At 71.8% G+C, this 14,470-nt stretch carries 12 protein-coding genes; 4 read left to right on the forward strand and 8 right to left on the reverse strand.

Going from position 1 to position 14,470, the window contains the following annotated elements; all coding sequences use genetic code 11:
* Positions 1-292: 292 nt before the first annotated feature.
* The 5 genes from JIX56_RS25060 to mshD form a co-directional block, all read right to left on the reverse strand.
* Positions 293-1,288, reverse strand: a complete 996-nt coding sequence (locus JIX56_RS25060) for an ABC transporter permease (RefSeq protein ID WP_257543765.1) — start codon at positions 1,286-1,288, stop codon at positions 293-295.
* Positions 1,285-2,298 carry an ABC transporter permease gene (locus tag JIX56_RS25065; RefSeq protein WP_257543767.1) on the reverse strand — a complete coding sequence of 338 codons (1,014 nt, stop codon included), beginning with the start codon at positions 2,296-2,298 and terminating at the stop codon, positions 1,285-1,287. Before JIX56_RS25065 ends, JIX56_RS25060 begins: the two co-directional genes overlap by 4 nt.
* The gene (locus JIX56_RS25070) at positions 2,295-3,233 is read right to left on the reverse strand and encodes an ABC transporter ATP-binding protein (RefSeq protein ID WP_257543768.1); all 939 of its coding nucleotides are present in this window, start codon (positions 3,231-3,233) and stop codon (positions 2,295-2,297) included. The genes JIX56_RS25065 and JIX56_RS25070 overlap by 4 nt, the downstream gene beginning before the upstream one ends.
* On the reverse strand, positions 3,230-3,643 hold the full coding sequence (locus JIX56_RS25075) for a GntR family transcriptional regulator (RefSeq protein WP_257543770.1): 414 nt from the start codon (positions 3,641-3,643) through the stop codon (positions 3,230-3,232). The genes JIX56_RS25070 and JIX56_RS25075 overlap by 4 nt, the downstream gene beginning before the upstream one ends.
* Positions 3,644-3,755: 112 nt before the next feature.
* Entirely contained in the window at positions 3,756-4,706 is a 951-nt protein-coding gene (gene mshD / locus JIX56_RS25080; protein WP_257543772.1) for a mycothiol synthase, read from the reverse strand.
* 271 nt (positions 4,707-4,977) lie between these two features.
* Between mshD and JIX56_RS25085 the strand changes: the two genes are divergently transcribed.
* The gene (locus JIX56_RS25085; RefSeq protein WP_257543774.1) at positions 4,978-6,789 is read left to right on the forward strand and encodes a bifunctional metallophosphatase/5'-nucleotidase; all 1,812 of its coding nucleotides are present in this window, start codon (positions 4,978-4,980) and stop codon (positions 6,787-6,789) included.
* A 258-nt stretch (positions 6,790-7,047) separates the two neighbouring features.
* Positions 7,048-10,347 carry an NACHT domain-containing protein gene (locus tag JIX56_RS25090; protein WP_257543776.1) on the forward strand — a complete coding sequence of 1,100 codons (3,300 nt, stop codon included), beginning with the start codon at positions 7,048-7,050 and terminating at the stop codon, positions 10,345-10,347.
* Positions 10,348-10,354: 7 nt separating this feature from the next.
* Here the strand turns inward: JIX56_RS25090 and JIX56_RS25095 are convergent, their stop codons facing one another.
* On the reverse strand, positions 10,355-11,209 hold the full coding sequence (locus tag JIX56_RS25095) for a hypothetical protein (protein WP_257543777.1): 855 nt from the start codon (positions 11,207-11,209) through the stop codon (positions 10,355-10,357).
* Between the two features lie 390 nt (positions 11,210-11,599).
* On the opposite strand from JIX56_RS25095, the gene JIX56_RS25100 reads away from it, so the two are divergent.
* Positions 11,600-12,262 (forward strand): lysophospholipid acyltransferase family protein, encoded by a 663-nt coding sequence (locus tag JIX56_RS25100; protein WP_257543778.1) that lies wholly within the window; start codon positions 11,600-11,602, stop codon positions 12,260-12,262.
* On the opposite strand, the gene JIX56_RS25105 is transcribed toward JIX56_RS25100, so the two are convergent.
* The gene (locus tag JIX56_RS25105; RefSeq protein WP_257543780.1) at positions 12,259-13,023 is read right to left on the reverse strand and encodes a TioE family transcriptional regulator; all 765 of its coding nucleotides are present in this window, start codon (positions 13,021-13,023) and stop codon (positions 12,259-12,261) included. The two genes, JIX56_RS25100 and JIX56_RS25105, sit on opposite strands and share 4 nt — an antisense overlap.
* 90 nt (positions 13,024-13,113) lie before the next feature.
* Between JIX56_RS25105 and JIX56_RS25110 the strand changes: the two genes are divergently transcribed.
* Positions 13,114-14,175 (forward strand): erythromycin esterase family protein, encoded by a 1,062-nt coding sequence (locus JIX56_RS25110; RefSeq protein ID WP_306819876.1) that lies wholly within the window; start codon positions 13,114-13,116, stop codon positions 14,173-14,175.
* Here JIX56_RS25110 and JIX56_RS47680 read toward each other — a convergent pair.
* Positions 14,172-14,468: a hypothetical protein gene (locus JIX56_RS47680; protein WP_306819946.1), complete on the reverse strand. Its 297-nt coding sequence runs from the start codon at positions 14,466-14,468 to the stop codon at positions 14,172-14,174. The two genes, JIX56_RS25110 and JIX56_RS47680, sit on opposite strands and share 4 nt — an antisense overlap.
* Positions 14,469-14,470: the final 2 nt, after the last annotated feature.

The raw sequence follows: 14,470 nt of genomic DNA on the forward strand, positions 1-14,470 counted from the left end.
CGGTCTCCTGGAGGCCGCTCCCCGCGCTCTTCCCGTTGCTTGGGCCGTTGCGTGGGGGAGGCGAGGGCTCGGGCACGACGGGGTTCATTGCGGAAGCGTCGCAAGGTCGTCTGAATGGCCGGTTACGGCGACCTTACGTGCGGGATAGCGCAGGGAGGACCGCCGGTTCTGTGGAGGCACGCTCGCGGCCCCGGCGCACGCCGTTTCTCCGTCGTGCGCCCCTTGCCCTTCGTACGCCGCCGGCACGCCCCTCCCCCCGTGGGAAGGGCGTGCCAGTCCGGGGCGTCTCGCGTCAGCGCGTGCGGCGGCGCAGCAGCCGGAAGGCGGCGGCGGTGGCCAGGACGGTGACGGCGAGGACGACGCCGGTGGCCATGAGGTGCAGGGGCCAGAAGTGGGAGGGCGGGTGGACCTCGGCGTACAGGCCGGTGAACTCGTGGTTGGCCATGCACGCGCGGACGGCGTCCGCGCTCGCGCCGTCGTCGTTGAAGCAGCTCAGGTCGGAGACCCGGGCGCCCGAGTCGGTGATCGAACCGAGGGCGATCTGATCGGCGTTCTCCGGCACCCTGCTCGCGGCCGTGTCCGTGAGCGTCGTGGTGGGCCACAGCTGTCTGGTGTGCTGGTCGAGGAACACGTGGAACCAGGCCATGAAGCCGAGGGCCACGGCGAGCGCCGGCAGCGCCCGCCTCAGGGCGAGGCCCGCGAGGGCGCCGACGGCCAGCGCGCACAGGGCGTACGCCACGAGCAGCGGGCCCCGGTTCACCATCGGGTCGGGGTAGAACCACTCGTCGCCCACCATGCCCCGGTCCGCCGCCCAGGCCCAGCGGTAGAGCAGGACCAGCGCGGTGGTGCCGAGGACGAGCACGACGGCGGGCACGGCCAGCTTGGCGGCCAGCCACCGCGTCGGGGTCACCGACTGGGTCCAGGCCAGCTGAGCCGTGCCCCGCTCCAGCTCACGGCCGGTCAGTGCGGCCCCGGCCCAGGCGGCCACGCCGTAGCAGAGGTAGGAGACGAGCGTGCCGATCATGCTCAGGTCCGAGCTGTACGTCATCGCCGCCAGGACGTCGATGCACGGGTCGCTGTCTCCGCACGAGGCCGCCTCCTGGTCGATCTCGTGCAGCGTGACGATCCGCAGCCAGAGCAGCCATCCGGCCATGGCCAGCACATACGCGCACCACACCAGCAGCGCCGAGCGGTGCGCACGCCACACGGTCCAGGCCGTGCCGCGCAGACGGAGGCCGCGGCGGGGGCCGGGTGCCGCGGCGACGGCGGGCGTGCTCGTGGCGGTCATCGGGCACCTCCCGTACGGCGGCGCAGCACACGGAAGGCGGCCAGGACGAGGAGGGCGGTGACGGCGAGGGCGATGCCGGTCTCGACGAGCTGGAGGGGCCAGAAGTGGGAGGAGGGGTGGAAGTCGGTGTAGAAGCCGGCGGCGTCGGTCCGGTCGCAGGAGACGTCAGCGCACACCGCGTTCGAGACGCGCTCGCCCGAGGTGGTGATGTGGCCGCGGTCGACCAGCTCGCCCGTCCAGTGCGGGCGCTCGGTCTTGGTGACGCGGGTCTCGACCGGCCACAGGAGGTGACGGTTCGACCGGAGCGCGCCGAGGGCGGCGGCCGTGGCCAGGAAGCCGACGGCGAGCGCGGGCAGGGAACGGCGGAGCAGCAGGCCCGCGAGGACGCCGAGGGCCAGGGCGAGCAGGGCGTAGGCGGTGGCGAGGATGCCGTTGCCCACGAAGGTGCTGTAGTCGAACCAGTCCCGCGTCGCCAGCGCGTGGCGCAGCCGCTCCTCCCGCCACCACACCAGGCGGTTCAGCAGGGTCAGCAGGACCGTCCCCGAGACGATCAGTGCGGCCGGGACCGCGAGCTTGGCGGCGAGCCAGCGGGCCGGGGTGACGGACTGGGTCCAGGCCAGCTCCGCCGTACCGCTCTCCAGCTCGCGGGCGATCAGGGCGCCGCCCGCCCAGGCGCCGATGAGGGCCGGGGCGACGACGAGGACCACGGAGCCCAGGGTGACGGCCAGCGCGTAGCGGTCGTACGCGGGGCTCACCGGGCAGTAGTCGGACTCCGCGCAGCCGCTCTTCACGTACTCGGTCCAGGCCGCGTCGACCCCCGGTCCGGCGGCCCACAGCAGCGCGCCGCCGATGAGGACCACCAGCAGTCCCCAGAACCACAGGGCCGACTGGTGCAGACGGAGCGTCGCCCGGATCAGCCCTCGGGCAGGGGTCATGGAGGGGGCCGTTTTCACTGAGTGGGAGGCCGGGGCCTCGGCGGTCTTCACGGTCTTCACGGTCGTGGTGCTCATACGGCGGCCTCCCGCGCGTCGGCCCCGTCGGTCTCGCCGGCGTCATGCCCGTTGTCCGCGTCGCCCTCGTCGTCGAGGGTGAGCGCCGGGGCCTGAGGTGCCCTCAGGTGGGCGAGGACCAGTTCCTCCAGGGTCGGCTCGGCGGTCTGCCAGCCGGGGCCGACCGGGCCCCGCGGGCGGATGAGCGCGGTGAGTTGACGCCCCGTCGTACGCGACTCGACGACGGTGTGCGGGGCGAGATCGCCGACCGGGCCGGAGACCAGGGTGTGCGCGGCGAGGATCTCGTCCAGCGGGCCCGCGAGGCGGACGCGCCCGGCGCCCAGCAGGAACAAGTGGTCGCAGGAACCCTCCAGTTCGGCCACCACGTGCGAGGACATGACAACCGTGGTGCCGTGCTCGGCGGAGTCCGCGAGCAGCGTGCCCATCAGCTGGTGCCGGGCGAGCGGGTCGAGGTCGGCCATCGGCTCGTCCAGGAGCAGCAGCTCGGGCCGCTTGCCGAGGGCGAGGGCGAGGGCGACCCGGGTGCGCTGGCCGCCGGAGAGGGAGCGGATCTTGGCGTCGCGGTCGAGACCGCCCTCGTCCACCACCCGCTCCGCGACGGCCGCGTCCCAGCGCCGGGGGTTGAGCTCGCGGCCCAGGCGCAGGGTCTCGGCGACGGTGAGCTGCGGATACAGGGGCTTGTCCTGGGCGACGTAGGCGATGCGCTCGCGGGCCGCCGCCGGGGTCGTGCCCAGCACGCTGATGCCGCCCTCGGTGGGGGCGAGCAGGCCGGCCGCGTGGGCCAGCAGGGTCGACTTGCCCGCGCCGTTCGGTCCGACGAGCGCGCACACCCGTCCGATCGGCAGCCGCAGCGTGCAGTCGCGCAGTGCCCAGCCCTTGTCCCGCCACCCGAACTTCCTGCCGAGTGCGGCCGCCTCCATCGCGGTCCCGGTCATGCCTCGTCCCCCTGATCTTTCTGGTCTCGCTGGTCTTTCGTGAAGTGTTCGTCCAGTACGGACGTGAAAAGCGCCTCTACGTCGTCCCGCTCGAGCCCGGTCTCCCGGGCCCGTACGGCCCACGCGTCCAGCTCGGCCCGCAGTGGGGAGTCGACCGGCGTGGTGCCCAGTGACTTCCGTACGAACGTGCCGAGGCCGCGGCGGGCCTCGACCAGGCCCTCGCGCTCCAGCTCGCGGTAGGCCTTCAGCACCGTGTTCGGGTTGATCGCGGTGGCCTCCACGACCTCGCGGGCCGTGGGGAGCTTGTCGCCGGGCTCCAACAGGCCGAGCCGCAGGGCCTGTTTGGTCTGCTGGACGATCTGCACATAGGTGGCGACACCGCTGCGCCGGTCGATGCGGTACTCGACCACTCGAACAACCACCCTTTCACTAATTGAGTAGTGAAAGGGTGGTGCAAGAGAGGGGGCGGTGTCAACAACACCGCCCCCAGCCTGTGGACAACTCCGGGTACGCGCAGATGGTTCAGGTTTCGCTGCGGTACATCAGGTCCGTCTCGTACGTCACGAATCCCAGGCGTTCGTACACGGTCACCGCCGCCTTGTTGTCCGCGTCGACGTAGAGCATCGCGGTGGGCAGGCCCTGCGCGGCAAGGTGGCGCAGGCCGATCGTGGTGAGGGCCTTGCCGAGGCCGCCGCCCTGGGCGCCGGGGCGGACCCCGACGACGTAGACCTCGCCGAGCTGCTCGGCGGCGTGGACCTTCGTCCAGTGGAAGCCCAGCAGTTCGGCGCCGCCGCTCTCGCCCTCGCCGCCGCGCCGCTCGGCCAGGAAGAAGCCGGCCGGGTCGAACCAGGGTTCGGCCTTGCGGTCGTCGAGGTCGCGTTGGGTGAGGGAGCCCTGTTCGGGGTGGTGGGCGAACGCGTCCGCGTTCGCGGCGAGCCAGGCCGCGTCGTCCTCGCCGGGGACGAAGGTGCGGACGGTGACGCCCTCGGGGAGCACCGGCTCGGGCGGGTCGAAATCGGCCAGGGAGCGGCGCATCTGCCGCAGTTCGCGGAAGAGGGTGAGGCCGAGGACCTGGGCGAGGTGGCGGGCGGCGGAGTGGCCGCCGTGCGCCCACACGCGCAGACGCTTGCCGGACTCGGCGAGCAGGGCGGACCCGAGGGCCCGGCCGTGGCCGTGGCCCCGCTGGGAGGGATGGACGACGAGTTCGGCGGCGGGGGCCTCGACGGGGTCGGTGTCCTCCAGTTGGGCGTAGCCGACCAGGTCGTCTCCGACGGAGAGGAGGAGGTGGCGTACGCCCTCTCGGGGGCCGCCGCGGAGTTGGAGGCGGCCCTGCTCGGACACCGCGGGTTGGCCGTCGACCTGGGCGGCGTCGTCCAGCAGGGTGAGGACGGCCTCTTTCTGGCTGGGGGTGAGGTCCAGTCGGGTTTCGATACGGCGGCCTCCGGCGGGCCGGGCGGTGTCGTCGCTGGTCATGGATATGAGGTTAGCCCCGAGGGGGTGGGGGGTGCCTACGAGCTCGGCGGGGACATGTGGTCTTGCGGCCGTGGGTTCGTTGTGGTTTCTCGCGCAGTTCCCCGCGCCCCTGACGGGGCGCCGAATGTCCCCTTTCGCTACGAGTCCTACTCGAAGGCAACCAGGTCGTAACCATCAACCCCCTGCCGCGCTACGCGCGTTGACTCTAGGCTTCCGCCGGACGGGGCCTGTTCTCACGTTTCTCTTACTTCTCATGAATTCAGGGGGGCACATGTCAGCCACACCCCATGCGCAACGCCGCAGAAGCCGCCGCAACCGGATCCTCGCCGTCGGCGCCGGCCTCGCGACCGTCGGCGCGCTGGCCGCCGCGATCCCGGCGAGCGCCGGTGAGGCGGAGTCGTACCAGCCCGGCAAGCACAAGCCGAGCCGGTACCAGGACGTACAGCTGCTGTCGTTCAACGACCTGCACGGCAACCTGGAGCCGCCGGCCGGTTCCTCGGGCCGGGTCACGCACGTCCACGAGGACGGCCACACCGAGACGATCAACGCCGGTGGTGTCGAGTACCTCGCCACGCATCTGCGCACCGCCCGCGAGGGCAACAAGTACTCGATCACGGCGGCCGCCGGTGACATGGTCGGCGCCTCGCCGCTGATCTCGGGCCTGTTCCACGACGAGCCCACCATCGAGGCGCTGAACGGGCTCGACCTCGATGTGACGAGCGTCGGCAACCACGAGTTCGACGAGGGCGCCAAGGAACTGGCCCGCATGCAGAAGGGCGGCTGCCACCCGACCGACGGCTGTTACGTCGAGGGTGAGGAGTTCGCGGGCGCCGACTTCCCGTACCTCGCGGCGAACGTCATCGAGGAGAAGACCGGCAAGCCGCTCCTCAAGCCCTACTGGGTGTGGAAGAAGAACGGCGTCAAGATCGGCTTCATCGGCGTGACGCTGGAGGACACCCCCGGTGTCGTCTCCGCCGAGGGCGTCAAGGGCCTCAAGTTCAAGGACGAGGTCGAGACGATCAACAAGTACGCCAAGGAGCTGGAGCGCCAGGGCGTCAAGTCGGTCGTCGCGCTGGTCCACGAGGGCGGTCTCCCGGCCTCGACGGCGTACAACTACGACTGCGACTCGCCCGGCGCCGGTGACGGCATCTCCGGTCCGATCGTCGACATCGCCAAGAACATGACGTCGAAGGTCGACGCCGTCGTCACCGGTCACACGCACGCCGCGTACGCCTGCACGATCAACGACCCGGCGGGCAAGCCGCGCATGGTCACCTCGGCCGCGTCCTTCGGCCGCCTCTACACCGACACGACGCTGACGTACGACCGCCTGACCGGCGACATCTCGCGTACGGCCGTGAAGTCCGCGAACCACGTGGTCACCCGTGACGTCGCGAAGGCCGCCGACATGACGGACCTCATCAGCAAGTGGAACACCCTCGCCGCCCCCATCGGCAACCGTGCGATCGGCTACATATCCGCCGATGTGCCGAACGCCGGCACGGAGTCCCCGATGGGTGACCTCATCGCCGACGCGCAGTACTGGTACGGCAAGGCGCTGGACCCCGAGGTCGACCTCGCGCTGATGAACCCCGGTGGTGTGCGTGCGCCGCTGACCTACGCGGCCAAGGGCACCGAGGGCGACGGCGTGGTGACGTACGCCGAGGGCTTCACCGTCCAGCCGTTCTCCAACACGGTCAATCTGCAGGACTTCACGGGCGCTCAGCTCGTCTCGGTCCTCAAGGAGCAGGTGAGCGGTACGAACGCCGCCTCGCCGAAGGTGCTGCTGCCGTCGTCCGGTCTGACGTACACGCTCGACCTCACGAAGACCGGCGCGGACCGTGTCGTCGTCGACAGCATCAAGCTCAACGGTGCCGCCATCGACCCGGCCGCCACGTACCGCGTCGCGACCAACAGCTTCCTCGCGGGCGGTGGCGACGGCTTCCCCACGCTGGGCCAGGGCACGAACGACCTGGTCGGCGGGGATGACCTCGCCGCGCTTGAGCAGTACTTGCTGGCCAACTCTTCGGCCGCGAGCCCGATCGCGCCGCCGGTGGCGAACCGGATCACGATCGTCAGCTAGCTGTCTTGGGCCGTCGGTTGAGTGCGGCTCGTTCGTGGCTGATCGCGCCCACGCGGCGGAGCCGCATATGTCAGAGCCCCGCGCCCCTTCGGGGGCGCGGGGAACTGTCTTTTGCGGCCTCATCCAATGAGGGCGAAAAAACGCGCCGCACATGCCCCCGGCATGCTTCCGCGCGCCTCCCCGCCCCCGACGCACCCCCGACCCCCCACTCGTTCACATCAGAGCCAGTGAGCGGATCACCACCACGGGGGGACGACCATGTGGGCACGCCTACGCCAACCACGCCTGCAACGCCGCATCGGCCTGGCCATCACAGCCACCGCCCTGATCACCCTGACCGCCGTACTCGCGACGGGAGGCAGCAGGTCCGACCGCGTCTCGATGTGGATCTCGGCCATCTCCGCAGTCATCTCCGCCTGCGCCTTCGCCGCCGACCTCCTCCGTGACCCCGCCCCGGACCCCACCCCGACCACCGACCGCCGCCAACGCGCCGCGGACGAACTCGCCGACGCGGTGGACGAACAGTGGTCGACGGAATTCCGCCGCCGTCGACTACAGGACCCCGCCCCCCTCGACATCCACTGGACCCGCGTCGGTCCGCCGCTCGCCGACCACCCCCACAACATCCGCGGCGGCCTCTCCCTCCCCGTCCCACGCGATGGCGACCAGTCGCTCGACCGCATCGTGGAGACGTTCCGGGAGCCACCGTCGAGCCGTGTGGTCGTGCTGGGCGAGCCGGGAGCCGGGAAGACGGTCCTCGCCATCCGCTTCGTCCTGGCCGTCCTCGAAGGACGACAGGCCGGCGCCCCCGTCCCCGTGCTGTTCTCCCTGGCCGGCTGGGACCCCGAGGCGGCCGACCTGCGCGAGTGGCTCGCGGAGCGGCTGGCAGCGGAGTACCGGCCCCTGGCCGCCGTACGAGCCGAGCGCACCCTCGCCCGCGAACTGCTGGACGCCGGCCTGATCCTGCCCGTACTCGACGGCTTCGACGAACTCCCCGCGGCGGCCCACCCGAGGGCGCTGGAGCGCCTGAACGCCGGCCTCGACGACCGGCTCCCCGTCCTGCTGACCTGCCGTACCGCGGTCTGGGAGGCAGCCGTGTGCGGCGGGGCCGACGTACTGACGTCCGCCGAGGTCGTGCGGCTGCGTCCCCTGGACCGGGCGGCCGCCGAGGCCTATCTGCGGAGCACGGCCCGCTCCACGGGCGAGCGGGACCCGGACGGCGACCGGGACCCGAGCGGAGGCGTGAACACGGGCGGCGACGCGCACACGGTCTGGTCGGGCGTCCTGCCCCACGCCTCCCCGCCCCTGACCGCCGTACTGCGCTCCCCGCTGATGGTGACCCTGGCCCGCAGGGTCTACGGCGACACCTCCCGCGACCCCTCCGAACTCAACGACACCGACCGCTTCCCCACGCCGGACGCCATCGAGAAGCACCTCCTCGACGCCTTCGTCCCGGCCGCGTTCGCCGACGGCACCAGCCCCTGGTCCCCCGAGAGCGCCGACCGCTGGCTCCGCCGCCTGGCCCGCGAACTCCCGTGCCACCGCCCGGACGACAGCGGCACGGGCACACCGGCCGACAGCGGACGCGCGACCGGCACCACAGGCACGACGGGCGGCGGGGCATCCGGTACGACGGACGGCACGCCACCCGGCACGACGGGCGGCGGGGCATCCGGTACGACGGACGGCACGCCACCCGGCACGACGGGCGGCACGACCACACCCGCCACCACGAGCAACGGACCGACGGCCACCGACGTCTGGCGCCTCGCCTGGTGGGAGTTGCCCGCCGCGATGCCGCCCGGGCTGCGGGTGCTCGGCCCGGCGCTGCTGGCCCTGCTCGCCACGGCCACGCTGCTGGTGCCGCTGGCGGTGTACGGCCGTGGCGTGGTCGCCAACTGGGACAGCCCGCTGTCGGCCGTGCTCAACTTCGCGGGCATTCTGGTGGGCCTGTGCTTCGGCCTCGCCCGACTGCTGCCGGCCACGGCCCGATCGCCGCAGGGGCCACGGCAGTTGGCGCGGATGGCGCTGACGATGACGGCCGCGGGCGCGGTCGTCGCGGTGGCCCTGGGCGTCCTCGCCCCGCCCCTCGTCGGCGGACGACTCGGCGCCGTACTGACCTCGCGCCCCACCTGGTTCCTCAACGGCTGCTGCTTCGGCCTGAGCCTGTCGATGATGTTCGCCGTCGGCGGCCTGTCCCGACGCCCCCTCCCGCTGGGCCTGCCGTGGGCGTACAGCCCGGCCGGGCCACGGGCCGTGCGCGCGCTGGGCGGCGCGGTCCTCTTCGCCGGCCTGGCGATCTGCGGCTACTTCACCTTCACCCAGGTCGTCCCGGCCCTGACCTGTCTCGTGGCCGGACTCCTGCTCCTCCTCGCGGGCGCCCGGCGCGGCGAACGGGCGGCCGGTCAGTACACCACCCCGGCCGCCGTCCTGCGCGCCTTCCGGACGGGCCTGCTGCGCGGCCTCCTGGCCTGCACCCTCATCGGCACCTGCGCCGGGGCGGTCGTCGGCGGTATCACCGGCGCGTTCGCCGCGTACGAGATCCACTCGGCCGACCACGTCGCGAGCGGGGGCTGGCACCTCCAGGAGACCGGGGGCAACCGCTCCGTCCGCTCGACGCAGCCGAGGAAGGTCCTGCTCGTACGGCGTACGGCCCTCGCCGCACCGTTCGTCGTGTACGACGGCGCCCGGATCTCGTACGACCGCGAAATCGGCGTGTCCAAGGGGAGCGTACGGATCTACCAGAAGGACCAGCGGTGGGTGTTCGACTGGCACGGCGAACCGAGTCCGCGGGCGGGCCGTGAGGCCGACGAGTGGAAGGGCGAGCCCGTCGACGCGCACAATCTCGTCGTCGCCCTGCCGCACGACGTCGAGGTGTGGCTCGTACGCCGCTCCGTCGCGACGATCGTGTGCGACGCCATGCGCCCCCTCGTCGGCTTCGGTCTGCTCGTCGGGCTGATCGGCGGCTGCGCCTCGGGTGTCTACCGTGCCCTGAACACCCCCTCCGACACGATCCGTGCCGCCGGCCCGCGCAGCACCCTGCGTACCGACCGTGCCGCGACCCTCGTGCGCAGCGCGATCGCCGCGCTGCTCGCGGGCGGGGTCTGTCTGGTGCTGATCTCGGCGAGCGGACGCGGTACGACATTGGGCAGCATGCACACGGAGGTATGGGTGCAGGTGGGCACGAACGCGCTCGCGCTGAGCGCGTGGGGGCGGCTGGGCGCGGCCCGCATCTGGCTGGCGCTGACCGGGCGGGCACCCTGGCGGCTGATGCGGTTCCTCAAGGAGGCCCACCGCCGTGGCGTACTGCGCCAGTGGGGCGCGCACTATGAGTTCAGCCACCTCCGCCTCCAACAACGCCTGGCGGCGGACGAGACGGCGACGGATGCGAGGGCGGCTGACGCCACGGCGGCCGACGACACCGCGGCCGACGACACCGCGATGCCCAGCCCGAGCCCTGGGGGTTCCAGCCCTGGGGGCCCCAGCCCTGCGGGTTCCAGCCCCGCCGACCCGGGCCCCTCCGCACCCAGCCCCGCCGGCGGGAGCCCCCTCCGCTAGGCCCCCCTCAGCGGGCGCAGCTCTTCGGGTCCAGCTTCTCCTCCCACTTGTCGTCGCGGCCGTCGGGCTGGCCGTTGGGGAGGAGCTTGTCGGAGGTGCCGTCAATGTAGTAGCCGTACGAGTAGATCGTGCGGTAGGAGCGGTTGCGCCAGGTGTGGACGGTCTTCTCGCCGTTGCCCTTGTTCCACTGGTAGTCCTCGACGTAGAAGATCGGGTTCACGCGCACCACGCGCTGGTACGGCGTCCACGTCACGGCGATCTGCCGGCACGGCGGGATCGTCTTCTCGCTCCGGCGCTCGAACGACGAGGTCTTCTCCCAGCCCCACTCGTAGTTGATGTTGCCACCGAGCTCGCCGCTGAAGATGCTCTTGGCGAGGGAGAGGCTGATGGAGCCGCCGACGCTCTTCTTGGCGAACGTCTTGGTGCTGTAGCTGCTGACGAAGGTCTCCTTGTCGTCCTTCGACCCCCGGTTGCCGATCCAGGGGGAGGTGCGGACGGGGGTGCCCTTGGTGGACCAGGTCGACGACTGTGCGTAACCGCACCAGCCGCGGAAGATCTCCCAGTCACCGGCAGGCATCCACAGACCGACGATGTCCCGCAGGTACTCGTCCTGGGTCTTGAACTCGCCGGTCCGGACGTTGAGGGCGCCGTACACGCCGGTCAGGCTCGTCTTCTGGGCGCAGAGCCGCTCGATCATCGAGTCGGTGTTGCCGGGGTCCACGCCCCGGATGTTCGTCGCGCCGCCCGGCCCGGTGGCCGCCTGGGCGGAGCCGGTGCCGGCCAGGACACCGGACACCGCCAGCGCGGTGGCCGCCGCGCCGAGCGCGCTCTTCTTCAGCTGTGCCTTGAGTGCAGTTCGCATGGGTGTGCGCTCCTACTGCTGTACGCCGGCGTCGGCGGTCACCGGTTCTGTCGTCTGGGGGAACGGAGAACTCGAAGAGCTCACCAGCAGCGAACACGACCGACATCACAGCCGCCTCAGAGGTTTCTCAGACCCCCCTCAGAAGCTCGTCACGAAACCGCCACGCAAGATCCACAAGGCTTGCGCCCCCGCACACCCCACACACCCCGCACACCCCGCACACCCCGTACGCGCCGAACGCCCCGAACACCCCGAACACCCCGTATGTCGACCGAGCCCGGCGTGCGGTCTGGGTACCGGACCCCCGCGAAGTTGAGTACAAGCACTCAGGCAGGTCGCGGCGTGCCCGCCGACGATGAAGGTCATCATCGTCGAGACCGGGAGACCCGCATGCTGAGCCGCCTCGCCGACGTCCTGGTGCCCACCGTCGGACGTCTCACGGTGACCGCCGAGACCGGCCCCGGCCTGGCGCCGGGCAGCATCATCGCCGCGAACCACACCTCGCTCGCCGACCCCGCCATCGTTCTCGCCGCGCTGCACCGCCTCGGCGTCCAGCCGGTCGTCATGGCGGCCGCCGGCCTGTGGCGCACCCCGTTGCTCGGCCGCGCGCTCGCCCGCGAAGGACACATCCCCGTCCACCGCGGGGACCCGCGCGCCTCCCGCGCGCTGGACCTCGCCGCGGCGGCACTGGCAGCGGGCCGAACGGTCCTCATCTACGCCGAAGGCGGCATCCCCCTCCGCAAGGACCCCGCCGAAGCGGCACCCGAACCGTTCCGCAGCGGCCTGTCCCGGCTCGCCGAACGCACCGGCGCGCCCGTCGTCCCGGTCGGCCAGGCCGGGGCACGCCGGGTCACCTCGGGCAACACGGCCAAGCAACTCGCGGGGCTGGTCACCGCACCGCTGCGCCGCCCGCACCTGCACGTCCACGTGGGCGCCCCGCTCAGCCTCACCGGTGGCCACACCGCGAACACGCGGCACGCGCACAGCGCGGTGACGGCGGCTTGGCGGACAGCCGCCGCCCAGCTCGGCGAGCCGGCCGCGCTCGCCGCCTAGCGGTACGGCCCCGGCCCTTGAGCTGTGGGCACACCGGGGCAGTGGCTGAGGTAGTGGCCGAGGTGCGTCGCCGCGTCGAGCATGGCGAGGCCCCGGGCGGTCAGTCTCCGTCGCCAGTCGTCCAGGGCGCCGGACAGGGTGTCGGTGCCGCCGGCCGTTCGGATCTGCTGGACCACGGTGGAGATGCGGTCCAGGGGATAACCGCCGCGGCGGAGGAGATGGGCGAGTTCGGCGTCGCGGACGTCGCTCGCGCGGTAGACCCGGTATGCGGTGAGCGGGTCGCGTTCGGGCGCCAGGATGCCGGAGTCTTCCCACTTCCGCAGGGTCGCCGGGGTGACGCTCAGCCGGCGGGCCAGTTCGCCGACGGTCAGCGTGTCGGAGCCCGCTGACCGGCTGCGGAGGTCCACCGGCCGACCTGGAGTGCCCGCGCCATCGGACTCCGCCATCAGATGATCCACCGCCTCGCGCACCGCATCCAGGGTTTCCCGGTCGCGGCGCAACTGGCCGTGCCCACGGTCGATGAGCGTCAGGGCGTCGTCGAGCGCGTCGTCGTGGAGGGCGCGCATGATCCGGCCGGCGGCGGAGTGGCCGTAGGCCGGGACGAGGGCGAGGAAGGCGCGGAGCGCCGCCGCGTGCACCTCGGTGTAGATCCGGTAGCCGCTGTCCGTGCGCTCGGCGGCCGGGATGAACCCGTCCCGTTCGTAGTTGCGGACCGCCTGGGTCGAGAGGCCGTGCTCGCGGGCGAGGTCGGAAGGTCGCATGGTGGTCACCGCTTTGAGACTTTACGCGAGATCTCCTCGTCGTTAGCTCCCCAACCCTCAACGGAACCTTCAAGGATACGATTGAGTCTCATGAGTCAGGACATTCGAGACTTCGTGACCCCGTCGTGCGACCTGCTGGCCCTCGGCGAACCGACGCACATGGAGCCGGCCTTCCCCCGCATCCGCAACGAGCTCTTCGCCCAACTCGTCGACCACGGCTTCCGTTCGATCGCCCTGGAAACCGATCGCGTGCCCGCGCTCGCCCTGAACGACCATGTCCGGGAGGGAACCGGCGACTTCGACACGGTGATGAGCGAAGGCATCGCCCACGGCCGCGGCGAACTGGCCCCCAACAGGCAACTGATCACCTGGATGCGCGAGTACAACCGTGACCGACCGGCAGAGGAACGCCTCTCCTTCCACGGCTTCGACGCCGAGATGGAGAACATGAGCGCTCCCAGCCCGCGCCGCTACCTCGAACACGCCCGCGCCTACCTGGGCAACGAAGGAAGCCTCGCCCTCTCCGCCGTTTCCGCCGCCTCCGTCGTCGATATCGCAAGCCTCGCCGGCGACGACGAACGGTGGAGCCGTACGGAGGCGGTCCTGGACCCCGCCATGTCGATCGGCGCCACGGCGGAGGCCGAGACGCTCCGCTCCCTCGCGGACGACATGCTCACCGAGTTCCACGCCCGCGCACCGGAACTGATCGCGGCGACGTCACGCGCCGAGTGGTTCAGGGCGAGGGCCCACCTCACCGCCGGCCTCGGCCTGCTGCGCTACCACAGGCAGTTGGCGCAGCCCATCGAAGAGAGCGTCCGGATATCCCGCCTGCTCGCCACCCGGGACGCCCTCATGGTCCAGAACCTCCTCGACATCCGGGACATCGAGGCCGGCCGAGGCCCGACACTGGTCTTCGGCCACAACCTCCACCTCCAGCGAAACCTCAGCCATATGCGCATGCGCGACCTGGATCTCAACTGGTACGGCGCCGGCGCCATCCTGGGGCCGCTGGTGGGCGAGCGGTACGCCTTCATCGCCGGCAGCCTGGGCCGCGAGGGTGCCGTGCAAGGCCCTACGACCACCTGGGCCCTGGCCCAGGCCCCCGAGCCGACATCCGCCGACGGGTTCCTGCACCTCAACGCCGTCGACTAGACCCCGTCCTCACCACCTTCGGCATCCGCACCGATCCGCCGCCCCCTGCTGACCGCGATCCGCAACACGTCCTCCAACGACTCCGCCGCCCGCGTGAGCGCGAACCGCACCGCCCTCTCACCGGCCGCCGCGTCCCCGAGTACGGCCCTGCTCCCGGCCAACACCTCCTCCGCCGACCCCAGTTGGGACACCTCCACACTGTCGGCGAGGAGGGAGAGGGCCCCGGGGTGCGCGGTGTCCGGGTCGAGATAACAGGGCTTGCCGTCGGGGGTGGTCCACGGCAGCAGACGCAGGC

The sequence above is a fragment of the Streptomyces sp. CA-210063 genome (assembly GCF_024612015.1).
Lineage (GTDB): Bacteria > Actinomycetota > Actinomycetes > Streptomycetales > Streptomycetaceae > Streptomyces.